Origin of the sequence: Shewanella hafniensis (assembly GCF_019655335.1) — a bacterium.
GTDB lineage: Bacteria > Pseudomonadota > Gammaproteobacteria > Enterobacterales > Shewanellaceae > Shewanella > Shewanella hafniensis.
Map to the genome: position 1 here is coordinate 1 of NZ_BPFD01000073.1, position 25,012 is coordinate 25,012.

Annotated in this window: 21 protein-coding genes; 12 read left to right on the forward strand and 9 right to left on the reverse strand. The window is 46.5% G+C overall.

The window, feature by feature from the left end; translation table 11 throughout:
• Positions 1-257 precede the first annotated feature (257 nt).
• Positions 258-509: a YfhL family 4Fe-4S dicluster ferredoxin gene (locus tag K5Q99_RS17435; protein ID WP_006082676.1), complete on the reverse strand. Its 252-nt coding sequence runs from the start codon at positions 507-509 to the stop codon at positions 258-260.
• A gap of 3 nt (positions 510-512) precedes the next feature.
• Positions 513-1,880 (reverse strand): prephenate-dependent tRNA uridine(34) hydroxylase TrhP, encoded by a 1,368-nt coding sequence (trhP, locus tag K5Q99_RS17440; protein WP_106651275.1) that lies wholly within the window; start codon positions 1,878-1,880, stop codon positions 513-515.
• 341 nt (positions 1,881-2,221) lie between these two features.
• On the opposite strand from trhP, the gene K5Q99_RS17445 reads away from it, so the two are divergent.
• Together K5Q99_RS17445 and K5Q99_RS17450 are read left to right on the forward strand one after the other, a co-directional pair.
• Complete coding sequence (locus tag K5Q99_RS17445) at positions 2,222-3,064, forward strand: HDOD domain-containing protein (RefSeq protein ID WP_106651274.1); 843 nt, start codon at positions 2,222-2,224, stop codon at positions 3,062-3,064.
• Between the two features lie 93 nt (positions 3,065-3,157).
• On the forward strand, positions 3,158-4,648 hold the full coding sequence (locus K5Q99_RS17450; protein ID WP_220777572.1) for a putative bifunctional diguanylate cyclase/phosphodiesterase: 1,491 nt from the start codon (positions 3,158-3,160) through the stop codon (positions 4,646-4,648).
• A gap of 166 nt (positions 4,649-4,814) precedes the next feature.
• Here K5Q99_RS17450 and K5Q99_RS17455 read toward each other — a convergent pair whose 3' ends face one another.
• Positions 4,815-5,246 carry a thioesterase family protein gene (locus K5Q99_RS17455; RefSeq protein ID WP_106651272.1) on the reverse strand — a complete coding sequence of 144 codons (432 nt, stop codon included), beginning with the start codon at positions 5,244-5,246 and terminating at the stop codon, positions 4,815-4,817.
• 222 nt (positions 5,247-5,468) lie between these two features.
• Between K5Q99_RS17455 and K5Q99_RS17460 the strand changes: the two genes are divergently transcribed.
• On the forward strand, positions 5,469-6,449 hold the full coding sequence (locus K5Q99_RS17460; protein WP_220777573.1) for a chemotaxis protein: 981 nt from the start codon (positions 5,469-5,471) through the stop codon (positions 6,447-6,449).
• A gap of 146 nt (positions 6,450-6,595) precedes the next feature.
• On the opposite strand, the gene K5Q99_RS17465 is transcribed toward K5Q99_RS17460, so the two are convergent.
• Entirely contained in the window at positions 6,596-7,852 is a 1,257-nt protein-coding gene (locus tag K5Q99_RS17465) for an adenylosuccinate synthase (protein ID WP_106651270.1), read from the reverse strand.
• Between the two features lie 140 nt (positions 7,853-7,992).
• On the opposite strand from K5Q99_RS17465, the gene K5Q99_RS17470 reads away from it, so the two are divergent.
• Entirely contained in the window at positions 7,993-8,883 is an 891-nt protein-coding gene (locus tag K5Q99_RS17470; protein WP_220777574.1) for a LysR family transcriptional regulator, read from the forward strand.
• A gap of 28 nt (positions 8,884-8,911) precedes the next feature.
• On the opposite strand, the gene K5Q99_RS17475 is transcribed toward K5Q99_RS17470, so the two are convergent.
• On the reverse strand, positions 8,912-9,736 hold the full coding sequence (locus tag K5Q99_RS17475) for a substrate-binding periplasmic protein (protein ID WP_220777575.1): 825 nt from the start codon (positions 9,734-9,736) through the stop codon (positions 8,912-8,914).
• A 299-nt stretch (positions 9,737-10,035) separates the two neighbouring features.
• Positions 10,036-10,470, reverse strand: coding sequence for a PACE efflux transporter (locus K5Q99_RS17480; RefSeq protein WP_220777576.1), 435 nt, complete (start codon positions 10,468-10,470; stop codon positions 10,036-10,038).
• A gap of 90 nt (positions 10,471-10,560) precedes the next feature.
• Between K5Q99_RS17480 and K5Q99_RS17485 the strand changes: the two genes are divergently transcribed.
• Positions 10,561-11,448 carry a LysR family transcriptional regulator gene (locus tag K5Q99_RS17485; RefSeq protein WP_220777577.1) on the forward strand — a complete coding sequence of 296 codons (888 nt, stop codon included), beginning with the start codon at positions 10,561-10,563 and terminating at the stop codon, positions 11,446-11,448.
• Positions 11,449-11,555: 107 nt separating this feature from the next.
• Here the strand turns inward: K5Q99_RS17485 and K5Q99_RS17490 are convergent, their stop codons facing one another.
• A complete protein-coding gene (locus tag K5Q99_RS17490; RefSeq protein ID WP_106651266.1) occupies positions 11,556-12,179 on the reverse strand; it encodes a TetR/AcrR family transcriptional regulator in 624 nt (207 codons plus the stop codon).
• A gap of 393 nt (positions 12,180-12,572) precedes the next feature.
• On the opposite strand from K5Q99_RS17490, the gene K5Q99_RS17495 reads away from it, so the two are divergent.
• From K5Q99_RS17495 to K5Q99_RS17520, 6 genes are all read left to right on the forward strand, one after another.
• The gene (locus tag K5Q99_RS17495; protein ID WP_106651265.1) at positions 12,573-13,811 is read left to right on the forward strand and encodes an efflux RND transporter periplasmic adaptor subunit; all 1,239 of its coding nucleotides are present in this window, start codon (positions 12,573-12,575) and stop codon (positions 13,809-13,811) included.
• A 13-nt stretch (positions 13,812-13,824) separates the two neighbouring features.
• Positions 13,825-16,983: an efflux RND transporter permease subunit gene (locus K5Q99_RS17500; RefSeq protein ID WP_220777578.1), complete on the forward strand. Its 3,159-nt coding sequence runs from the start codon at positions 13,825-13,827 to the stop codon at positions 16,981-16,983.
• 579 nt (positions 16,984-17,562) lie between these two features.
• On the forward strand, positions 17,563-18,240 hold the full coding sequence (locus K5Q99_RS17505; protein WP_220777579.1) for a methylamine utilization protein: 678 nt from the start codon (positions 17,563-17,565) through the stop codon (positions 18,238-18,240).
• Positions 18,230-20,536 (forward strand): bifunctional diguanylate cyclase/phosphodiesterase, encoded by a 2,307-nt coding sequence (locus K5Q99_RS17510; protein ID WP_220777580.1) that lies wholly within the window; start codon positions 18,230-18,232, stop codon positions 20,534-20,536. The genes K5Q99_RS17505 and K5Q99_RS17510 overlap by 11 nt, the downstream gene beginning before the upstream one ends.
• An 85-nt stretch (positions 20,537-20,621) precedes the next feature.
• Entirely contained in the window at positions 20,622-21,491 is an 870-nt protein-coding gene (locus K5Q99_RS17515; protein WP_220777585.1) for a DUF3034 family protein, read from the forward strand.
• Positions 21,488-21,964 (forward strand): group I truncated hemoglobin, encoded by a 477-nt coding sequence (locus K5Q99_RS17520; RefSeq protein ID WP_220777581.1) that lies wholly within the window; start codon positions 21,488-21,490, stop codon positions 21,962-21,964. The genes K5Q99_RS17515 and K5Q99_RS17520 overlap by 4 nt, the downstream gene beginning before the upstream one ends.
• Positions 21,965-22,043: 79 nt before the next feature.
• Here the strand turns inward: K5Q99_RS17520 and K5Q99_RS17525 are convergent, their stop codons facing one another.
• Entirely contained in the window at positions 22,044-22,517 is a 474-nt protein-coding gene (locus K5Q99_RS17525) for a LabA-like NYN domain-containing protein (RefSeq protein ID WP_220777582.1), read from the reverse strand.
• A 144-nt stretch (positions 22,518-22,661) separates the two neighbouring features.
• Positions 22,662-23,441: an AraC family transcriptional regulator gene (locus K5Q99_RS17530; RefSeq protein ID WP_220777583.1), complete on the reverse strand. Its 780-nt coding sequence runs from the start codon at positions 23,439-23,441 to the stop codon at positions 22,662-22,664.
• Between the two features lie 142 nt (positions 23,442-23,583).
• On the opposite strand from K5Q99_RS17530, the gene K5Q99_RS17535 reads away from it, so the two are divergent.
• Positions 23,584-24,747, forward strand: coding sequence for a multidrug effflux MFS transporter (locus K5Q99_RS17535; RefSeq protein ID WP_220777584.1), 1,164 nt, complete (start codon positions 23,584-23,586; stop codon positions 24,745-24,747).
• The last annotated feature ends 265 nt before the right edge of the window (positions 24,748-25,012 follow it).

Here is a 25,012-nt window from a genome sequence, read left to right on the forward strand (position 1 = left end):
TTTATCAAGCGACATTATGTCTTTAATGATAAATGATGAAGAAGGGATAAATACTGTCAGTCAGTTTTTTGGCTGGCAGATCTAAACCGGTGTCAGTCTAAAGTAGTGTTTTTATGAAGCTGTAATTAAATGCTCGGATTTATGCGCTTAAATGGTTTTGCATACTGTTTATGTGCCAGTGTTGTGAACGCTTTAGGCGGGTATGAGGCGGATTTGACCGAGAGGTTAGATTACCGCTCGGTCTTGTGGCTAAGTGATTAAGCTTTTTGCGTTAGCACGGCAAATTTCACTAACAGCTCGTCGTTGGATTCGACGCGGTTTGGATCTGGGTCGATGCAATCGATTGGGCAGACTGACACGCAAGTGGGTTTGTCGTAATGCCCCACGCATTCGGTGCAGCGGTCGGGATCGATTTCATAGATCTCTTCGCCCATAGTGATGGCCTGATTAGGACACTCAGGCTCACACATGTCGCAGTTGATGCAGCTATCGTCGATCAGTAATGCCATACTTTAACCTAGTTCATGTGGGTTGCGCGTATCCTGACCTTGGGGCAGGTTACGTAGCAAAATACCGTGGCTCAAATCGACTTCTTTTGGCACGGGCAGATACACAGTGTGCCCCGAACCTAAGCCCGCTTCAACCGCTTCTGACTTGCGATTCTCGAGTTGTTCAATCGTCAGACTGATATTACCCTGCGGCGTCATCAGCTCGACACTGTCGCCAACGGAAAACTTGTTCTTCACTTCGATTTCAGCCAATCCCGCCAGGTTGCGTTTGCCCGTCAGTTCACCCACAAATTGTTGGGTGTCACTGACTGAGTAGCCATAGTCATAATTTTGATATTCATCATGCACATGACGACGCAAAAAGCCTTCGGTATAACCACGGTGGGCGAGTCCCTCTAATTGATTCATTAGGCTGCGGTCGAAATCTTTACCCGATGACGCATCTTCAATCGCGCGGCGATACAACTGTGCGGTGCGGGCAACATAATAAAAAGACTTAGTGCGGCCTTCAATTTTAAGTGAGTCTATGCCCATTTTTGTTAGGCGCTCAACGTGTTGAATCGCACGTAAGTCCTTAGAGTTCATGATATAAGTACCATGCTCATCTTCAAAGGCTGGCATGTATTCGCCGGGACGATTGGCTTCCTGCAGCAGGAATATTTGATCTGTAGGTGCACCTGCTCCTAACGTCGTCGGCGTTTCGATTTGCACTGCATTAGGCATAGCAATGATGTCGCCGCTGTCGTTTTGCTGCGCTTCATGCACGTCGTATTTCCAGCGACAGGCATTAGTACAAGTGCCTTGGTTTGGATCGCGTTTATTGATGTAACCCGAGAGCAAACAACGGCCTGAATACGCCATACACAGGGCGCCATGCACAAACACTTCGAGTTCAATATCGGGGCAGCGTTGACGAATTTCTTCGATTTCATCTAAGGACAGTTCGCGGGACAGGATCACGCGCTTGATCCCTTGGGTTTGCCAAAACTTGACCGAGGCCCAGTTGATGGCATTGGCCTGTACCGATAAATGCACTACTTGATCGGGAAAGGCCTCACGCACCATCATGATTAAACCCGGATCGGACATGATCAGCGCGTCTGGCTTCATCGCCACTACGGGTTCCATGTCCTTGATATAGGTTTTTAGCTTGGCATTGTGAGGTGCTATGTTGCTCACAACATACAGTTTTTTACCCAACGCATGGGCTTCTTGTATGCCTGTGGCAAGGTTTTCCATTTTGAAGTCATTGTTACGTACCCTTAGGCTATATCTCGGCTGACCGGCATACACAGCATCTGCGCCATAGGCAAAGGCGTAGCGCATGTTCTTCAGGGTTCCAGCTGGAGACAGCAACTCAGGTTTAAACATAATCACTCTCAAATTGGTTAATTAATCGATGAATAAATGGCGCGGTGCGCGGGGGGCGGGATTTTACACAATGAAAGTAGGGTTATGCAAATTGCCTTCACTAACTTTAGTGGTACTTCACATTTTGCGAATATAGGGCGTTTAGCGTGAGCGAGCAGCGAGGAACATTTCAGCTCTGGTGATGATTACTGTAGAAGATTAAAGCCGATAATTAAGGCAAAATTGATAACGCAATCATACAATTTATTAACGTCCGTTGCTTTTTTCTACGTATCTAATGACAGCCAGCTGATATACTCCAACTATCCAATGTTCATGTTTACAGATTGATGGGAGCTAAGATGTCTACCGAACATCTACTGTTAGTCAGTTTATTAAAAAAACTAAAAGATGATGCCTTAGTGCTACCGACATTGCCTGAAGTGGCGATGCGGGTGCAAGAAGTGGTCGGACGCTCAGATGCTAGCCTTAAACAAGTGGCAGAAGTAATCGGCCAAGATGCGGCGATTTCTGCCCGTATTATTAAGGTGGCCAATAGTGCCTTATACAGCCGAGGCGTCCCCGCTGAAAGCATTAATAGTGCGGTTTCACGCATTGGGTTAATTCAAATTAAAAGCATTGCAACGTCAGTGGCAATGGAGCAATTGTTCATTTCCACCAATGAAATGGTGTGGGAAGTGATGGATGAAGTATGGCGTACCTCAATTGATGTGACCGCCGCCGCTTGTTCCATGTTGCAGATGTATAACAAACGTCATTCAAGTAGTCGATTAAATTTCGACACCTTAACCTTAGCTGGACTCGTGCATAACATCGGCGCCTTGCCAGTATTGACGGAAGCCGAGGCTAATCCACATTTATTTACCAGCATTGATCAATTGCGCGCGCTCGTTCGTAAAATGCAGGGGCCATTAGGTCGTGCTGTGTTAAAGAGTTGGGATTTTTCTACCGAAGTGATGGAAGTGGTAGAGCGCTGGGCCGATTTACCTTATCTGCCCGACCATGTTACTTACCTCGACTTTATCCGTGCAGCGGCCTTCTATACCGGTGAGCTACGGGCAGGTACAGAGTTAGAACAACGTCTTGGTGTATTTGTTGCCCGTGGTTTACCCGTGACAACCGATGATTTAGCCAGTGATGAATTTATGGAAAAATTCCATTCAATTAGAGAAAGTTACCAATAATCGTTAGGCCTAAATGGAACTCAAATGGCGCTTAGGCACTCAACTGCAGTGCCATTTGATAATAAGCTTACGCGGTAAAGCAGAGGCCAAGGTATGTTCGAAATCGGGTTAGTCGTTGCTTCGCTCATTTTATTGATATTTTCATTGTATATATTGCAGGCAAAATATAGGTCGCTACGGTCACAACAAAAGTTTTTAGCACAACTTTGTACCCAATTAGAGCAACAAAAGATTGAGCGCCAAGCTTTAGACATTGGCATTGTTCCCCAAGAGTTTGCACCTCTGTACCATACCTTAGATGAGTTATTGAAGGCCTTACCCGCAAGTGTGGGTAAGGATAAACTGACAGGGCTGGTGAATCGCGTTGGCTTGAAACGTACGCTGGCCTCTATGATGCCGCTGACTCAAGGGACGCTAGTGCTGATTGATATTTATCGATTTCGCTATGTAAATGATCTTTTTGGGTTTGTATTTGGCGATATCTTGCTAAAGCAATTTGCAGAACGGTTAAACAGCTTAAGTTTATCTCCAAGATTAATCGCACGGCTCAATGGCGATGAGTTCTGCCTATATTACGAGCAAGCGTTGACTGAAGAGCAACTCATTCATTTAAGAGGTCGTTTGCAGGTGCCTTTTAGCATTAAGAACACGCCAGTCAGCGTTAAACTTCAAATCGGTTGTGTGCATTTACATGAACACCACGCCGACACGAGCCAGATGTTACGCCGCGTCGATTTGGCGCTGAAGAAAGCCCGCCACTCTCGTAGCGCGATTGCTTACTATGCCGAGAATGATGATATTCAACAGTTAAGAGAACTGAGAATTATCGATAGCTTGCCCAAAGGTTTACAACGCAATCAAGTGTATATGGTGTATCAAGCGAAACAGGATATTGCGACGGGACGGTGTTTTCAGGTTGAAGCCTTGATGCGCTGGGAGCACGACGAGCTTGGGGTTATTTCTCCTGGCGAGTTTATCCCCTTAGCCGAATATGCCGGCATGATTGATTTAGTGAGCCAATGGGCACTCGATCAAGTGTTAGCGCAGCAGGCAAAATGGCGCGCGGCAGGGATACAATTGTGCGTTGCGGTCAATCTATCAACACGGGATCTCGATAGTGAAACCTTGCCCCAAGAAATTGCGGCAAGATTAGCTTATTACCAGCTTCCACCCGAATCTTTAATGATTGAAATTACCGAAAGTACTTTAATGGCGGATTTAACTAAGGCGGTCGAAACCTTAGATAAAATTCGTGCGTTAGGGGTTAGGCTCGCGATTGATGATTTTGGTACCGGTCATTCTTCATTGGCTTATTTGAAGCATCTACCCGTTAATGAAGTCAAAATCGATAAAGCCTTTTTAAAGGATCTCGAGCAAGATAAACCATCGGAATATATCCTCGAAGCCAGCATCAATATTGCTAAAAAATTAGGTTATGAAGTCACAGTCGAAGGGATCGAAACCCTTGAGATCAGAGATAGGCTGGTCGCTATGGGCGTCGATACCCTACAAGGTATGTATTACGCTAAACCTATGCGTGCCGCCGAACTTGAAATGAATTGGGCTAAGCTGCATCACATTTAAATCAGCCATTCATTAAACCAACTCTGAGTAATGTTAGACCCAGTAAATCCGACATCAATTAACGTTAGGACCAATTAACGTTAGGGCTGCTTTAATGAGTTGTTGCTCGCCCCATTCCTATGGGGCTCTAACGATATTCATTATCGCTTTAGTCAAATCGCCCGTATTAGTTTTGCACCTTTGAGGCAAAACCTTGGCTTAAAACGGCGATTAACTCCGCTGGCATAGGCGCTAATTGACGGGCTTGATTCATACACACCATTTCAATGGTGGCGGTGACGGCAGGCTTTTTACCTTGTGGACGCCAAATCTCCTGCTGCCACACAGTGCGGTACTTACTTTCGAAGTAAAACTGAGTCCGTACATCGATAATATCGGCAAACTCCACCCCTTCATGGCACAGCATATCGCTACGATACACAGCAAAACCCAGCTGGTTTTGTTGCCACAAGGCACTTAAACGCTCCGCACCAATTACATGCTCACGGGCACGCTCGAAGTATTTCAAAAAGTTGGGGTGATACACCACGCCAGAAAAATCAGTATCTTCATAGTAGATTTGCACTGGAAAGGAAAAGGTCGGGCTAAATTGCGGCATGGGGTTAAGGTTATTCTAGGGAGTATTATGGCGCATTAGTTTAGCGGCTTATCTCTTTAAACAAAAGTAAGCCCGTGATCAATCTGTGATCAACTCATATTCAAGAAATATCACGCTAATCAGGCAGTAAAATCGCACTATCGTGCCTAACTCATTAATCCCTTCCTATACTGATAGCTGGAATACCTTTCTTATGTTGATTTGCTAGGTTGAGAGCTTCATATGAGCGAAATAAAAAAATCAGAAATATTGACCGAAAGTGGCACAAATGAACTCGAGATTATTGAGTTTCATCTGCATAAGATTCTCCCTAACGGCGGCCATAAAGTGTGCCATTACGGTATTAATGTCGCCAAAGTGAGAGAAGTCATTAGGGTGCCAGAAACGTCAGATTATCCCAATGCCCAGCGGCACATGGTTGGGGTGTTCTCGCTGCGAGAAAAGTTGATCCCTTTGGTCGATCTAGCTGGTTGGCTCGGAATATCGACACCTGAGGATTTAACCCACAAAGTGGTCATAGTGACTGATTTTAATAAGATGATTAATGGGTTCTTAATCGATAGTGTTCGTAGCATCCATAGAGTGTCGTGGGAGCAAGTTGAATCGCCGAGTCAATTTTTAGAAGCGGGTGAAAATGATTGTGTCGTTGCCGTAGTGCGCCGTGATGGCATGCTCATTATGATATTGGATTTTGAGAAGATTATTGCCGATATCAATCCTGAACTGAGTATGGATAAGTACGATGTCACGCTCGATAGAAGTGTACTGATCAATGATAAAATGCTGGCGAAACGTGAAGCGAAAACGATTTTAATTGTCGATGATTCCGCTTTTATTCGTAAGATGATCGAAAATACCCTTCGCAGCGCAGGTTACAACATTATCACAGCTAAAGATGGTGGTGATGCGCTTGAAATGCTGATGGAATTTGAGAGTCTGGCTGAACAAGATAATGCTTCTATTTCAGACTTTGTCAGTGCTGTAATCACGGACGTTGAAATGCCTCGCATGGATGGCATGCATCTGGTTAAACGCTTAAGAGAATCCAAGGCATATCAACACATGCCGATTGTGATGTTTTCTTCCCTAATGAGCGAGGATAACCGTATAAAGGCAATAGCATTGGGGGCGAATGACACTATTACTAAACCCGAAATTGGCCGTATGGTCGGTATGATAGATAAATACGTATTTGAAGAGTAATGCCATTTCATTTAGTGGCGATATTTGAATATGGGGTATTCGAGTCATCGCTATCAACGTCTTGACTGCTTCTTTAATGACAAACCATATCAAAGTAAAAAGCCATATTCACCGAGGCGAATATGGCTTAGGGTAAACGTTGTTTACTAGCGAATGATCATTTGATCGCGCTCAGGCCCAACAGAAACCATGCTAACGCGCACACCCATTAGGGCTTCAATACGTTCAACATAGTGCTGTGCGGCCACTGGCAGGCTCTCAAAAGTGCGACAACCGGTAATATCTTCGCTCCAGCTTGGCATTTGCTCATACACTGGGCTCAACGCGGCAGTTTGTGGCCAAATTGGGTTCTCAGTGTGCTCACCTTCATAGGCAACACAGATTTTCAGATCTTTCATGCCTGATAGGCAATCAATCTTAGTCAGGGCAATTTCAGTTGCCGCTTGCAGCTCAACACCATTACGGGTGGCAACAGCGTCAAAGTAACCCATGTCACGTGGACGGCCTGTGGTTGCACCAAACTCGTTGGCGTTTTCACGGAACGCGTCTTGCTCTTCCATTGCCGTCACTAACGTGCCTGTACCTACTGATGAGCTAAAGGCTTTCGCTACCGCAATTACGCGCTCTGGGCGTAGCGCAGGTAAACCACTACCGATACCTGCGTAAGCCGCAGTCACGTTTGATGAGGTGGTGTAAGGGTATTCGCCGTACACTAAGTCACGGCCAGCACCTAATTGCGCTTCAAACAGTAAGCTTGCATCTTGTTTTTGTAATGCTTTTAATGGTTCAGTCACATTGCAAATAAACGGACGCCAAGGCGCAGTCACTTCTAATAACCATGCAGTCATTTCAGCGGCGGTTTGATTAAAATCACAGCTTGGATAAAGTGCCTTTAATTGTGGCATTTTCCAGTCGAGCATAAATTGAATTCGTTCTTGCAGCACTTCAGGTTGGTTTAACCAGCCGACTAATATGCCTTTTTTCATCACGCGATCGCCATAGGCTGGTGCAATCCCTTGACGGGTTGAACCATAGGCTAAATCGCCAAGACGTTGTTCTTCTAAGGTATCTTCTAATGCATGCAAAGGTAAGCACAGGGTCGCACGGTCAGAAATGCATAATTTGACTTCAACACCTGTTGCTTGCACTTCAGCAATTTCAACGCTGAGCTTTTCTGGGCTGATCACCATACCAGGGCCCAATACTGCAATGCAGTTAGGGTTGAAAATGCCACTCGGTAATTGGTGTAATTTAAAGGTGCCATAGTCGTTGACTACGGTATGTCCGGCGTTGTTACCGCCTTGAAAGCGAATACTGGCAGCGGCATCCGCGGCTAAATAATCTACGATGCGGCCTTTGCCTTCATCACCCCAATTTGCACCCACAACCACGATAGACGGCATAACATCATCTCCACATTGATTAAGACGCTATGCTAGACCCGTCATTTGAATAAGAGAAATTAATTATGGTTATCATCTCAATAAGGATTTCATATATCATTGGTGATAATTAACGCTAATACTCTGTAATAGGGGGTTTTATGCTCGATATAAATTGGTTAAAGACTTTTGTGACTTTGGCTGAACATAAGCATTTTGGCAAAGCGGCCACGGCGCTGCACATGACGCAGCCCAATGTTAGCTTGCATATTAAGCAGTTAGAGCAAAGCACTCGGGTCAAGTTGATTGATCGTAATCCCTTTCGATTAACGCAGGCAGGGTTTCGTCTGTTGGAGACGAGTCAAAAGACTTTGATGGAGCTACAAATCTGTCAGGCGGATCTCAATGCGATTAACGACCTTAGTCAGGGTACCTTGACAATCGCCGCCAGCGACATTATCTCGCGGTTATTGTTGATCCAGCCGTTTCAGCTCTTTAAGGCGGAGTTCCCTGGGATTGATTTCTCGCTGCTCAATACTACCTCATCCCAAGCTTCTGAGTTAGTGACCAATGCCGAGGCGGATTTAGGGTTTGTGATCGCGCAAAAGGAGAGTCAGCCACTGCATTTTACTGAACTACAACAGATTAAATGGTGTGCAATCGGGGACAATTTACAACAATGGCAACAGGCAACGCCTTCTGTGGATACGCCCTTAGCCGAGCAACCCACCTTAATTCTGCTGGGCCACGATACGCGAACCCGCGAATTGCTCGATCCCGCACTGCCGTCGCTGAATTTGCCGAATTACAGAATTATGGAGGTGGGCAGTGTTGACGCGCAAATCGATTGGGCTGAGGCGGGATTTGGCGTGGCTATCGTACCGGAGTTTTCGGTTTACACTAAGGCTAATTTGACCACTAAAGTCACCCCTTTGCCGCAATTCCCCACAACCAGTTTGGGTTATATTGTGCGCCAGAATCAGATCCTATCGAAGGCCATCAAGCAGCTGTTATATTGGGTGAATCAAGAGATCATTCGCTCGCAGCGGTAATTTCTCATTTGCTTGCGGCGATAGGGGATTAGTCAGCGACTAAGAGTAATTTTTCGTATTGGCCTGTGGCTTTTAGCTGTGATAAGCCCGCATCGAGTTGGGTCGCTAAGGTCTGCGCCTGTGGATTTTCCTTCGAGAAGGCTAAAAAAATATCGCTGCTATGGTTAGCAAATACAGGAATGACGTCATCATCTACGCCCATTTTTTTCAGGTTTTCTTTCGCGACTAAATCGAACATTAAGGCGGCATCTATGCGTCCAATCAACAATAAATTAATTAATTGCTGCTGATTAGCGACGGTGACGATATTGAGCTGTTGCTGTTTGACTAATTTGGGAAACTCATCGCCATATTCATAGCTTTTAATTACTCCAATAACCGCGCCTTTTGGTAGTGCCCATTTGTTGTCAGCCAATATAGGTTTTTGTTTCTTTTGATAAAATGATGCGGTTGCAACAAGCAGTGGGGTTTTGCCAAAGATAAAACGTTGCTCGGTGCTGATCTCGCGGGTGACATTAAATACCCCGTCTACTGCGCCTTTTTCTGCCATCATCAAGGCACGAGAATAGGGCACGACTAAGCTATTTACTTCAATATGCGACTGCTTAAAGGCGGCTTGAATTAAACGGTGGGAAATACCTTGGCCAAACTGATTGGCAAAGGGCGGCCAACTGTCTTCTGCAGCTAAAGTTATCGTCTGAGGTTGGGATTCTGCGGGCACAGCATTGCTTTCTTGGGCGAGTGCCATGTTGTAAACCATAGATGCGAGTAATAAAACGACGCCAAGTATTAATGCTGAGGGCAAATTTAATGCCTGCTGCATCCTGAGCCTCACTCTGTTCCCTACACGCATTTTGCTGCCATCTCCCTGCTTAATATATGGGCTTTTATAGCATAAAGAATTGTATCTAGACTAATGATTTGAATATTAATTACAGATAGTTAGTACTTTTGTGAAGTTTATAGGGTATTTCAGCAACCTCCATTTTCCGCTTTTAAGTGAGATTTTGCGCTGGGTAACGAATGAACTGACTTAGGATTCTGTTAAATAGAATAAAATAAAATCGATAAACCTCAAAACTGTCATCAAACGAACCGCTAACGTGCTTAGTGAGGTCCGTTTGATGCTGATGTGTGTTGATGTTAGCAATACTATTTGACCTTAGTGGCTGGCATAGTAAACCAAGTCTTATAGGGCTGATACTTGTCATAGCACCAATGGAATAGGGTGCTGTAGAAGAAGAAAAAGATCAAAAAAACCGCTTCTAAGCCCATGGCTGCCAACCAACCTATCTGTAGAAACCAAGCGATGGTCGGTATGCTAATGAAAATAAGTCCCCCTTCAAATCCAAAGGTATGCAGTATTCTGGTTTTCAAAGTGCGTTGCTCTCGATTTGCCCCAAATACCCTGTCGAATCCAAGGTTGTAGAAGTAGTTCCACATCACGGTATAAAGACTCAGAGCGATACCGACTATGACAAGCTCACTGGTTCCCTTGCCTGATATAAGGGTAGAAACCGGGATAATAATTGCGAGTGCAATTGCTTCAAAGAGTAAGGCGTTAAAGATACGTTCTGTCGTTTTCATGGCTATTTCCCATTCATTCAATGTGACTATGGCCATATTTTTATCTAGTATAGGGATAAGTAATAATTAGATAGTATCGGTAAAAGCGATATGTTTAGTCTAGAACAACTCGAAGCCTTTATGGAAACCGTAGAATCTGGTTCATTTTCGAATGCTGCAAGGCAACTTAAGAAAGCACAATCCGTGGTTAGCCAGCATGTGATGAATCTTGAAATTGACTGTGGAGTTGAGTTATTTGACCGTTCGGGTCGTTATCCGGTTTTAACGGCCGAAGGCAGTAAATTGCTGCCCTACGCAAGAGCGACGATTCTTCAACATCGTAGACTCAAACATACCGCCTTATCGCTGTTCAGTAGTCAATTGTCAGAAGTGTGCCTTGCGGTGGATGAAGGTATTCCGATACAGAGAATATCCGAAATCATACGGTTGTTAGAAAGTGATTTTCCTAATATCGAACTCGAATTTCTCAGTGTCTCAAGCATAGATATTATCGACATGGTGCATTCACGAAGAGCATCAACAGGGCTGATCTTTAGTGAATTATCTATGCCAAGTAGCATAGATTTTGAGAGTATCGGGGTGATTAAATTCGATCTTTATGTGGCGAGTTCGCATCCCTTAGCAAAATCAGTTGCACTGAACATGGACGCATTGCGACTGTATCGACAATTACTCATCCGCTCACGGAATACTCAAACCAGTAGTTTTCAGCAGGCGTTTAGTCCTGATGTTTGGTATGCCGATAACTATTACGTGTTATTGGAGCTCGCATTACAGGGCCATGGTTGGTGTTTGTTGCCCGAGCATATTGCGTCCAATTCCGTTTTATCGGGTAACTTAACGCGCGTCCCCATAGAATTTGAGCAGATAGGCTGGCATGCAAACGTCGATGTGATCCAGCATCAAGATAAAAGCAGCCTGCCATTATTGAAACGACTCAGACAACTGTTTAGAGAACTCTTGGTTGTGCAGAAGTAAATGGTTGGACAGAAATAAAGCAAAGCATAAATAAAACCCCAGTAAGTGATGACTCGACTGGGGTTTATTGTTGTGCACATCAGGATTTATGCATTATGACTTATGGTTCAGGATTCATCATTGCGCGGAAAGTTAGCCAGCACTAGCTCGGCCACTTTGCGCAATTCATCCGGACAAATCCCACTGGTTGCTTGTACCGCCATGCCTTGCAATACAGTGCCGACATAACGGGCAAGCAGCAAGGGATCGGCGTCATAGGGCAAATCCCCTTCATCTTTGGCGCGTTGCAGTCGTTCGCACAGGGCGATTTCACCGTCGCGTCGACGATTAATCAAAGTGTCTTTAATCGCTTGCCCTGCTTCACTGCAGGTTAATGCCCCTTGAACAATCAAACATCCCTGCGGATGGCTTTTATCCACCAAAGAGCTCGCGGCCCCGAGCAGCATTGACTCGACCACCAGATAGGCGGTTTTCTGCTCAAGTGCGGGATAGAAAAACGCACAGGGGCGTTGTTCATATAATTCTATCGCTTTGAGAAATAACTGTTCTTTATTGCCGAAGGCGGCATAAAGGCTTGGCTTATTAATGCCCATAGCTTGGGTTAAATCGGTTAACGACGTACCTTCAAAACCTTTGCGCCAAAAGACTTCTAAGGCTTTGGCTAATGCATCGTCAGTGTCGAAGGCACGTGGGCGACCTACACAGGGCGTCGGGGTGACGGTTGACATCATTAGGCTCCTCAATTCTCAATTGCCCCTAGGATAGACATGGGTTTAGTCCGTGTCCAGCCACACTTGCTGACTGATGACTGACTAAGGGGATCTGTCTACTTAGTCATTCAAGCTGTCACCTAAGTTCAGCATTCAATCCGTGTCAGTCAGCGTTCGCCTCAATATTCATAAAAATGCGTTGAAGATCAAACTTGTGGCTTACCGCCTAAGGGCGCATTGCAAAGTGAAGGTTAGTGCGCGCATTTAATTTAATACCAATCGGTACATAAATTTGTTGACAGAGTCATTTTACGCTATATATTACCGTCCAGTACAGAATATTTTTTACCAGTCGGTATTTAAATGTGTGTGGTTCGAACAGCGTGACATGCCCGCCACTTTGAGGATAGTAATATGAAGAGCAATAAACCCTTACGAATAATGATGTTAACGGCTGTGGCCGCTTTCGTTCTTTCTGCTTGTGGTGAGCAAACAGCGCAGCAGGGGCCAGCACCGAGTGCGCCTATGGTGGATGTCGCTCAAGTATTGCATGAGCGAGTGACCGAATGGGACGAGTTTACCGGCCGTTTACAGGCGCCAGAAAGTGTCACCCTTATCCCACGTGTATCTGGATATATTGACTCAGTGAATTTTAAAGAAGGCGCCTTAGTGAAAAAAGGCGAGGTGTTATTCCGCATCGATCCCAGTGTTTTTGAAGCGGAAGTGGCCCGGTTAAAAGCAGATCTTGCTAGCGCACTCTCTGCTGAGCAACTGGCCACCAATGACTTCGAACGAGCCCATAAATTGTTTGACCAAAAAGCGGTATCCGCCGAGTTACTCGATACCCGTGAGTCGAACAAACGTCAGACCGCGGCAGCAGTGGCTTCGGTGAAAGCGGCGCTGATGCGCGCCGAGCTTGATTTAGCTTATACCCAAGTACAAGCGCCGATTGATGGCCGCGTGTCCTACGCCAACGTCACTGCGGGTAACTATGTCACCGCAGGGCAGAGTGTGCTGACCAGCTTAGTCTCTACCGCCAGCATGTATGCCTATTTTGATGTGGATGAGCAAACCTACCTTAAATACGTGAAATTAACGGCCGAGAAGAAACGCAACGATCCCCGCGCAGGCGACAATCCTGTGTACATGGCCTTAGCCAATGAGCGTGATTATCAGCATATCGGCATGGTGGACTTTGTGGATAATGCGATGGATAAGCAAACCGGCACCATTCGCGTGAGAGCCACCTTTGACAATGAAGACAATAGCTTATTGCCTGGCTTATTTGCCCGCCTTCGCACTGCAGGCAGCGGCGCTTATGAAGGTATCTTGATTGACGATAAAGCCGTTGGCACAGATCTGAACAATAAGTTTGTGTTGGTCGTCGGTGCCGATGGTTTAGTCGAATATCGCGGTGTGACCTTAGGCGAGAAAGTCCAAGGGCTGCGTATAGTCACTCAAGGTTTAGAAGCCGAAGACAAGATTGTCGTCAACGGTATGCAGCGTGTGCGGCCTAAGATGCAAATTGATCCGCATATGGTTGAAATGGTTGACAGCGACAAGCTTGAAGCATTGCGCCAAGCCCAGTTATTGCTCGATAAAAACCAAGATACTTTGACGGCGCAAGCGGTCGAAACGGCTAGCCGCGGTTAAGGAATAGAACACCATGTTGTCGCAGTTTTTCATTAAAAGACCAATATTTGCAGCCGTACTCTCACTGCTGTTTTTTATCACAGGGGCGATTGCCGTTTGGCAGTTGCCGATCACTGAATACCCTGAAGTTGTGCCGCCAACCGTCGTGGTGACCGCTAACTATCCAGGCGCTAATCCTAAAGTGATTGCCGAAACCGTGGCCTCGCCGCTGGAGCAGGAAATTAACGGCGTCGAAGACATGCTGTATATGTCATCCCAGGCGACATCAGATGGGCGCATGACCTTGACTATCACCTTTGCGATTGGCACAGATGTAGACAGGGCGCAAAACCAAGTACAGAGCCGTGTCGATCGCGCTATGCCACGTTTGCCACAGGAGGTTCAACGCCTCGGGATTGTGACCGAGAAATCATCGCCAGACTTAACCATGGTGGTGCATTTGCTGTCGCCAGATAACCGTTATGACATGCTGTATTTGTCTAACTACGCGGCGCTCAACGTTAAAGATGAGTTAGCACGTATCAAGGGTGTGGGCGCGGTACGCTTGTTTGGCGCTGGGGAATACAGCCTGCGTATTTGGCTTGACCCGAATAAAGTCTCGGCGCTGGGTTTATCGCCAGCGGACATTATTGCCGCCGTGCGCGAGCAAAACCAACAGGCGGCAGCGGGCAGTTTAGGTGCTCAGCCCAGTGGCAATGCTGACTTCCAACTCTTAATTAACGTGAAAGGCCGTTTAACTGAACTGTCAGAATTTGAAGATATTATTGTCAAAGTTGGCCAAAACGGTGAAGTGAATCGTCTGAAGGATGTGGCTCGTATCGAGCTAGGTGCGACCAGTTATGCGCTGCGCTCACTGCTGGATAATAAAGATGCCGTGGCGATCCCTGTGTTCCAAGCATCGGGGTCGAATGCGATTCAGATTTCCGACGATGTGCGCGCCAAAATGGCGGAATTGTCACAGTCTTTCCCCGAAGGACTCGAATACGAAATCGTATACGATCCAACCGTCTTCGTGCGCGGCTCGATTGAAGCAGTGGTAAAAACCTTGCTCGAAGCCGTGTTGCTGGTGGTGTTAGTGGTGGTACTGTTCTTGCAAACCTGGCGCGCCTCAATTATTCCGCTGGTGGCCGTGCCTGTGTCTTTAGTCGGTACCTTTGCCTTTATGCATCTGCTTGGCTTCTCGCTCAACGCCCTGTCGCTATTCGGACTGGTACTTGCCATCGGGATTGTGGTGGACGATGCGATCGTGGTGGTCGAAAACGTCGAGCGCAATATCGCCGCAGGTTTAAGTCCAGTTGCGGCAACGCAAAAGGCGATGAAAGAAGTGACAGGCCCAATTGTGGCAACCACCTTAGTGCTGGCGGCGGTGTTTATTCCGACGGCGTTTATGAGCGGCTTAACCGGGCAGTTCTATAAGCAGTTTGCCTTGACTATCACTATTTCGACCTTTATCTCGGCGATTAACTCACTGACTTTGAGCCCAGCATTATCGGCGCTGTTACTCAAGAGCCATGATGCGCCAAAGGATGGTTTAACTCGTCTAATGGACAAGTTGTTCGGTGCTTGGTTGTTCACGCCTTTTAACCGCTTATTTAGCCGCGCATCCGATGGCTATGGTTGGTTAGTGCGTAAGGTGATCCGTTTTGGCGGCATTATCGGCCTAGTGTATTTAGGCATGGTCGCGCTGACGGGTGTGCAATTTGCTAATACACCAACAGGTTATGTGCCCGGCCAAGATAAACAGTATTTAGTGGCCTTTGCTCAACTGCCCGATGCGGCATCCCTTGAACGTACGGATAGTGTGATCAAGAAGATGTCTGAGATTGCGCTAAATCACCCCGGAGTCGCGCACTCGATTGCCTTTCCAGGCCTTAGCATCAACGGTTTTACTAACAGTCCTAACTCAGGCGTGGTGTTTGTTGCGCTCGATGATTTTGACGCACGCAGGAGTCCAGCGCTGTCGGCAAATGCCATTGCAGGACAATTGAATCAAGAGTTTGCCGGTATTCAAGACGCGTTTATTGCCATCTTCCCGCCGCCACCTGTGCAAGGCCTCGGCACTATAGGAGGGTTCCGTCTGCAAATTCAAGACAGAGCCAACCTTGGTTATGAGGCCTTGTATCAGGTGACCCAACAAGTGATGTATAAGGCGTGGGCCGATCCTCAGTTAGCCGGAATTTTCTCTAGCTATCAGGTGAACGTGCCGCAACTTGAACTGGATATTGATCGAACTAAAGCGAAACAGCAGGCAGTGTCGCTCGATCAAATCTTCCAGACATTACAAACCTATATGGGCTCGACCTATGTCAACGATTTCAATCGCTTCGGTCGAACTTATCAGGTTAATATGCAAGCCGATGAAGCGTTCCGTCAAAGCCCGCAGCAAATAAGTCAGTTGAAAGTGCCGAATCTGAAGGGTGACATGATCCCGCTAGGGTCGTTCATCAACGTCAGCCAAAGCTCTGGCCCAGACCGAGTGATGCACTATAACGGCTTTACGACCGCTGAAATCAACGGTGGTCCAGCAGCAGGTGTGAGTACTGGCCAAGCGCAGGCGGCGATTGAGAAAATCCTCGCCGAGACGCTGCCAAACGGTATGACCTACGAGTGGACAGAGCTGACTTATCAGCAAATCTTAGCGGGCAATACGGGCTTGTTAGTCTTCCCGCTGGTGATCTTGCTGGTGTTCATGGTACTCGCAGCCCAGTACGAGAGCTTAAGTCTGCCATTGGCGATTATCTTAATCATTCCAATGACCCTGCTCTCAGCCCTCAGTGGAGTGTTAATTTACGGTGGCGACAACAATATCTTCACCCAAATTGGTCTAATAGTGCTGGTGGGGCTGGCAACTAAAAACGCTATCTTGATTGTCGAGTTTGCAAAGGAAAAACAAGATCACGGTATGGCACCTATGGAGGCGATATTAGAGGCCGCAAGATTACGTTTACGTCCAATCTTGATGACATCTATCGCCTTTATTATGGGAGTTGTGCCTATGGTGTTCTCCACCGGTGCGGGCGCTGAGATGCGTCAAGCCATGGGCGTAGCAGTATTCGCCGGCATGATTGGGGTGACTGTGTTTGGTCTTATCCTAACGCCTTTGTTCTACTACGCACTGGCAAAACGAGGCAGTAAAAAAGTCGAAGAGCATAAAGAGCTAACCATCAGTTAAGTTGGTTTCTCGCAATGGACTAATGCATAGAAAAGGCCTACATCATGTAGGCCTTTTGTTTGCTCGCGGCGAAAAATATGAAACCTGACTATCTTTAGTTGGGACACGTTGAGATTAGATTACCGGCAAAGTTACAGTCAAAGATGGATAGAGTGAGGTGTATATGGGCTTGTTTTCATTGCTGATGAACAACAAAAGGTCATTTGCCAGAGCAGTGTGTTAGTTATATTGCTTATTATGTATGGCAGGCCTATGTTGACTAGATTCAACTGTTTTATTCGGCCGATGAGCTCGCAGTGAGATTTGATCTCAGTTAGTGCCATTGTCGATTTAAACGTTGTGGTTATCCATGCTTGAAATGTGTGTATGATGTTGTTTATCCATTATTTGTGGTCTCTTTCGTGCGTAATAGCGATTGGGCGATTAGAATGGTTTCTGTTTTGGCGCTCTTCTACGGGGTCCAATGGAATATTAGATATATTAGTGATGTACAATGCTACTCGAATACAAAGAGTTTGTTTTACGCTGTACTTAGCTAAGGTACTTGTTGGCCTTGCATCACTATGCCCGAGGTAACTGATGATCTTAAATCGCGCTTTATTTGCTCTAGTTCTGAGTGTTTCTGCCTTTCTGACGCCTCAAGTCATGGCCGCTGAGCTCAATATTAAGCTGGTGGATTTACAGCAGCAGGCGCTTGCCGATACTGTCGTGGAGTTGATCCCGGCAGTGATGCCTGATAAGGCTATGCCTGTTGGACATTATGAAATGTCACAAAAAAATCGAACCTTTATCCCTTTTGTGTTGGCTGTCCCTAAGGGCGCCAAGGTGGATTTTCCTAACCTAGATCGCACTCGTCACCATGTGTATTCTTTTTCCGAGGCTAAGCCTTTCGAACTTAAACTGTATGTGGGCCAAGCCGAAGCGCCGATTCAGTTCGATAAACCCGGTTTAGTCGCACTTGGCTGCAATATTCACGATTATATGCAGGCATTTATCTATGTTGCGGATAGCCCAATTGTTGCGGTGACGGACGAAAAAGGTGAGATCCAGTTTAAGGATCTGACTGCCGGTCAATATAAAGTCAAACTCTGGCATCCCTGGCAGAAGGCAGCCTCTGAGCCGACTGAGCTAATGTTAACCTCTGGCGCGAATCAGCTGAGTTTGTCCTTAGATATTGAACGCCAAGCTAAACCGTCAGCTCCGCCAGCGGGATTTGGCCACTACGATGCTCAAGGCAAGCCATTACATGCTAAATAGTTTTCGCGCACGGCTGATTTTAGTCTTCTTTATTGTGCTGACTCTAGTGCAGTTTGCCACGGCCTTTTCCGTATTAACGGCGACCGAAAAGGACAACTTTTTACAGCAACAAAAAAGCCTCGATATTGGTGCCAATGTGTTTCTCGAGGTGCTATCAAATCGCGGTATTCAGCTCAGCCAAAGTTTGTCTGTGCTCAGTGCCGATTTTGGTTTTAAGCGCGCGATTGCTACCGGTGAGCAAGAAACCATTGAATCCGTGTTATCCAATCATGGTTCTCGTATTGGTGCCGACGCTGCTGTGTTGCTATCACCAAAAGGGGAGCTCTTGACCTCGAGTCTACCCGGGCTCACTCAGGATGATATTCAATCCTTATTCGACATGACTAGCAGCAATAACAATGCGTTGGCGATCCTTAACTTTGATCATGCCAGCTATCAATTTGTGTTGCAGCCCGTGAAGGCGCCAACCTTGATTGCTTGGGTTGGCATGGGTTTTCTATTAGATGAGAAAGTCGCCCAACAAGCTAAAGCCATTACCGGTATTGATGTTAGCTTTGTCAATCAAGCTACGGGCCGCACCGAAATCGCCTCAACCTTATCCGATGATGAAAAACTGAGTGTGGTAGAACAAGCGAACAAATTACCTAGCTTGCTCAAAATGCCCAGCGAGAATATTCCGCTGGATTATTTGTCCATGGCTCTCAAACTGTATGATCGTAACGGCAGCCAATTAGCCCTGTTGCATCAGTCAAACCTCAAATGGCAGCAAAGTTATCAGCATCTACGCAATAATATGTTGCTGATTTTTGCTTTGACCTTAGCGCTGGCGATTGTGATTGCGATTTGGTTGTCGGGCAGTTTGACTGAGCCTGTGCGTCAACTGGTAACCTATGCCCGTAAAATTGGTCAAGGTAAGCAGCCAGCCAGTATTCAAGGTGCGCCAGCAGAACTGCGGGTGTTGGCCAAAAGTTTGTCCTTGATGCGCGACGATATTGAAGCGCGGGAAAAGGATTTAGTCTATCAATCCCGCCACGACAGCCTAACAGGGTTGCTCAATCGTTTTGCGGCTAAACAGTATTTAGCGGATCTTAAAAATGATCTATCCGGCGCTATGGTGTTATTGGATATTAAACATTTTCGCCATATCAACGACATTATTGGTTTTGCCAACGCCGATACCTTGTTGGTGCTTTTTGCTCGCCGTTTAGAGCAATTAGCCCCCACACCGGATTTACTCGCGCGATTAGACGGCGACTCATTTTTACTCTTGTATAGCCAAGGTATTCGTCCCGAACATTTGTTGAAATCATTGGACATGTTGGAGTCGCCATTTCCAATCCAAGGCTCAAATATTTCTCTTACCGTGCGGGCGGGATTACTGGAAATCGATGGCAACGGTGCCGATATCGATGTATTGGTGCGCCGAGCCGAAATCGCCCTCAATCAAGCCTGTCTCGAAGAGCAACGTATCGTTAGTTATCGTCAGGGCGCCGATGAGAAATACCAGCGTGAGCTGACGATTATCCGCGATTTGCCAATAGGTTTGGCGCAAAACCAACTCTATCTCGTGTTTCAACCTAAGGTGGATTTACACTTAAATCAGTGTACCGGCGCCGAGGCACTGATCCGCTGGCAGCATCCGACCTTAGGGTTTATTCCGCCCGATGAGTTTATCCAACTCGCTGAAAACTCAGGTAACATTGATATCGTCAGCCAATGGGTGTTGAAGCAGGCGATTCAACAATTAGTCGCATGGCAGCAGCGGGGTATGGCGCTGAAACTGGCCATTAACCTGTCGGCCCATGATTTAGTCGATACCCGCTTGCCGAATCAAATTGCCAGTTTATTAAAAGACAATAATCTGCCAAGTGGCGCACTCTGCATCGAAGTCACCGAAGGCGCTGTGATGAAAGATGCACAGACTGTGGTGAGTGTGTTGCAGCGATTCCGCGATATGGGCGTGTCGGTCGCCATAGATGACTTTGGCACAGGGCATTCATCCTTAGCTTATTTGAAAATTTTGCCCGTCAATGAAGTGAAGATTGATCGTAGCTTTATCAAAGACATGCTCACGAATAGCCAAGATGTGATGATAGTGAACACCAGCATTCAGTTGATCCACGGCCTAGGTTTTACCGTTGTGGCCGAAGGGGTTGAGGAACAAGAGGGCGTTGACATTCTGCGTAACCTCAATTGCGACATCATCCAAGGTTACGTGTTTTCAAAACCCTTAAAAGCGGCTGAATTTGATCTGTGGTTTGAAGCGTTTAACCATAAAAATCCCTCTGACGCATAAGTTAATTTGCCCCAAAAAGCGCACAAAAAACCTTAGATTTAGTCGTGTTTGAAAGAATAAAACGGAGTAGCGAGTGAACATTGCCATGAATACATTGAAGTTGAATTCATTAGCTTGGAATTGTGCTAAGGCTTTGCCTTGCCTGTTTTTACTATTGGGCACAGTTCCTGCGTTTGCCGAAGGTAGCCGCGTGGTTGCCACTGGCGGCGGGACGACGATTGAGGGCAGTGCTGGCGGTGGCATAGTGCCGTGGGCGGTGATCAACGGTTATGGCAGTAGCGATGAATGGTCCGCTACGGCGATGGCGACAGGCGTTTATGTCGATGACTTTACACTGAATGTGATTGGCGCTTCCTTGAGTTTTGATAATCGATTCGAACTGAGTTTAGCGCGGCAAACCTTTGATTTAGATACTATGGGCGGCGAGTTAGGCCAAGATATCTTTGGGATAAAATACAAGCTTGCCGGCGAGTTACTTTATACGGCTATGCCGCAAATCACCCTAGGTGCCCAGTATAAAAGAGTCGATGACTTTGCAATTCCTCAGGCCGTGGGCGCGCGCTCTGATTGGGGGTTAGATGTGTATATTGCGGCCAGCAAAGTGTTTTTCGATGCGGTGGCGGGGCGCAATGTATTACTTAATGGGACAGTGCGCGCGACCAAGGCGAATCAAACGGGTTTACTGGGTTTTGGTACCCAAGCCAATAATGATTACCAGTTTGTGCTCGAAGCGTCTGCGGCGGTATTGCTGACGGATAATCTGGCACTGGGTATCGAATATCGCCAGAAACCCAATGAGTTAGCTTTTGCCCGTGAAGATGACTGGCAGGATGTGTTTTTAGCTTGGTTTATCAATAAGCATCTTTCCGTGGTCACGGCCTATGCGAATTTAGGCAGTATTGCGGGTTTTGCCGATCAACAAGGCTGGTATGTGTCGGTGGAGGGAACACTATGAGTCGTTTATTGCTAAAGCTATTACCTGTCGCCGCTTGGCTTTTTTTCACTGGCTGCGCAGTGCAAAAGGCGGAATCATCGGCGCCACAGGTTAACTCAAAAAATAGCACCTCAAGCCAGCATACCTTATACCAAGCACTAGGCGGTGAAGTCGGTTTATCGGCGATTGTCGATGGTTTGCTTGCCCGTATTGCAACCGATCAACGCATAGTGCATCACTTCCAAGAGACGGATATTGCGTTATTTCGTGAGCGCGCCATTGAGCATTTTTGTCTGGTTGCCGATGGCGGCTGCGTGTATCACGGTGAGAATATGGCACTGAGTCATCAAGGGTTGAATATTACTCAGGCGGATTTTGATGCCTTAGTTGGCCATTTAATTGAATCGATGAAGGAGCAACAGATACCATTATCGACCCGCAATGCCCTCCTAAAACGTCTCGCACCTATGTATTCGGACATTACCTATCATTAGATGTGTTGTAACTTTGATGGCTAAAATAGTGAATTTAAGATGCTGCTGCCGTGATCGATAGCAGCATTTTTTATGGGTACTAGAGCAAGAGCGCGGCATCTATGGTGTGAAATTGAGACGCTGCATCTCTTAAGGATTTAGCCGTCAGGGTAGGGACGCCATAGACTTGGGTTTCAACGCCATATTTTTGATGGATTTTTTGTAGCAATAAATCGAAATCGCCATCACCAGACAACAAGATCACAGTATCGACTTCACTTGCCGCTTCCATAATATCGACAGTGATCCCCACATCCCAGTCGCCTTTGGCCGAGCCATCGCTGCGCTGAATAAACGGTTTTAACTTCACCTCAAAACCTATGTGCTTTAGTGCGTCCTGGAATTTTAACTGCCCATCGTCGCCCTTATGGATGGCATAAGCTACGGCCAAGGCTATGTCACCTTCATAACCTAAGTGTTGCCACAGTTTACGATAATTAAATTGGCGACCATAGGCCTCGCAGCAGGTGTAATAGATGTTTTGTACATCCACAAATAAAGCAATTTTTTTCAAGGGATTCGTATTTTTCGATCTGGGAAAAGACTTCTCGCACTATAACACAGCAAGTTGCCAATGGGCGCTAAATGGAAAGTACAGCTCTCGGTTGAGCGGGGAAATTGCCTTACCAGAGTTGTACTCGAAGGATTGGATATTTAGCTAAATGCTAGGGGATTTAAAATATTGCGCTGGAGTGGTGCCGGTATATTGCTTAAAAAAGCTGATAAAGGCACTGTCGCTGGAAAACTGTAAATTAAAGCCCACCTGCGCCACCGAGGCACCTGCAGCTAATTGCTCAATGGCCGAGAGCAATCGCCATTGCTGGCGCCACGCTTGATAAGCCATGCCCGTTTCGTTGCTAAAGATACGGCTGATGGTGCGTTCGCTGGCGCCGATTTCTACGGCCATATCTTTAAGGTTGCTAGGTATTGTTTGATGTTGTTGCAGTTGCGCAAGCCAATTTTTTAGACGTTTATCCTGTGGGAGCGGTAATGCCAGAATTTCTTCCGCGGCATTGCCCAATTCTTCTAATAGCAGCGCAAAAGCATGGTGTTGAGTGCTTCTTGGTTTGTCCCAAGGCCAAAATGACATAGTGTCAATTAACGCTTTGAGTAGCGGGTTCACCTGGAAAATAGTGACCCTATCGGGCAATGAGCTGACCGTCTCTGGCTCAAAGTAGAGTGAGCGATAGGCAACCACATTACGCATGGTGACGCTGTGCTCAACGCCTGCTGGCAACCAAGCCGCGCGTGTCGGTGGTAACACCACTTGAGTCTCGGCAAGAGTAAATGTCATTACTCCTGCGGGGGCGTACAGTAGCTGCGCCTTCTCGTGGTGATGGACTCCCGAGTCGTGTTCGCCCATGTCTGCGGCAATACCAATGACCAGATTATCCAACAGATCTGGATTAAATTGATGTTCAGGTCGAATAAAGGCCATTTTGTCCTATTTTTGATGTTTATTGTCTAAGTGTTGCTAATTGTCTGGCGTGGATTCTATCTATACTGCGCCATCTTTGACAAGTATGGAGCGACATTTGGGTTAACCAGCTCATTTGGTTTACTGAAATTGAATCGAAATCATGAATATAAAACCACCATTAGGGCTCGCTGTGCTGCTAATGATGTTTCCGCAAATAATGGAAACCATCTATAGCCCAGCCTTGCCTAATATTGCACAAAGCTTTGCCGTGTCGGTTGCCGGCGCATCGCAAACCTTATCTGTGTACTTTATTGCCTTTGCCATCGGCGTATTTTGCTGGGGCCGTTTAGCCGACATTATTGGTCGCCGCAAAGCCATGCTCGCGGGATTAGTCTGTTATGCCATTGGCTCAGCCTTAGCCTTGATGGTGAGCGACTTTAGCCTATTGTTACTGGCCCGCGTATTGTCGGCGTTCGGTGCGGCAGTGGGCTCCGTGATTACCCAAACCATGATGCGCGACAGCTACAGTGGCGAAGAATTAGCCAAAGTCTTTTCTGTGATGGGGATGCCACTTGGAATTAGCCCGGTTATCGGATTGCTATTAGGCAGTGTTCTCAGTGCCTATTGGGGATATCAAGGTGTGTTTGTCGCACTGATGGTTTCTGCCATAGTGCTGTTGTTTTTGTCGGTAAAATCGTTACCCGAAACCAAACCCGCACACACCCAGAAAATCGCGATAGGCAAGTTAGCGATTAAGATGCTTACCGACAGCGGGATTATTAAAAACACCTTGCTGGTGGCGGCGTTTAACCTGATGTGGTTCAGCTACTTTTCACTGGCGCCATTTATGTTTGAGGCGCAAGGGTTATCGACGCTTGCCTTCGGTACGAGTGGCTTGCTATTGGGCTTTGGTGCATTCCTTGGCAGTTATGTTAATAAAATATTGCTGGGTCGAGGCTACGCTAGCGCCCAGTTGGTTCGCTTCGCCAGTGCTATCGCACTTGTTGGTGGACTGGGTATTTGGCTATTCCAATCGACTGTTTTAGGGCTGAATAATGTTTACTTTTTAGCGCCTATGCTCTTGATTGTGATTGCTTACGGGATAGCGATTCCGAACATACTTAGCTCGGCTCTGGCAAACTACCGCGCCTATGCGGGCTCTGCTGGCGCACTCTTCGGACTGTTTTATTACATTCTGTTGGGACTAGGTTTAGGCGGCGCAGGAATCATTCACCATTTAGGTATGGTGGTCACATTCAGTGCACTGCTTTGTGTTGGATTAGGTGTAAATTTGGGCTTAGCCCATAAAGCAAGAAACGCTTAAATATAAATAGAAAAAGCCAAGGCACTGATTGCCTTGGCTGATTTATGCGATTCTCTAAAGTGATGATTAGCTATGAGCTTGCCTGTAGCTTACTGTGGGTCGAATATAAAACTATAGCGCTTAATTAAGTTGGTTGAGTAAAACATGAATCTAATAAGTTAGTGGGGAGATTAATGCTTGTTTGGAATTCGAGTTGGGTAAGATGACAATATTTTTTAATGTCACTATAAATCTTATTTTAGCCATAATTTCGCCACAATTAATC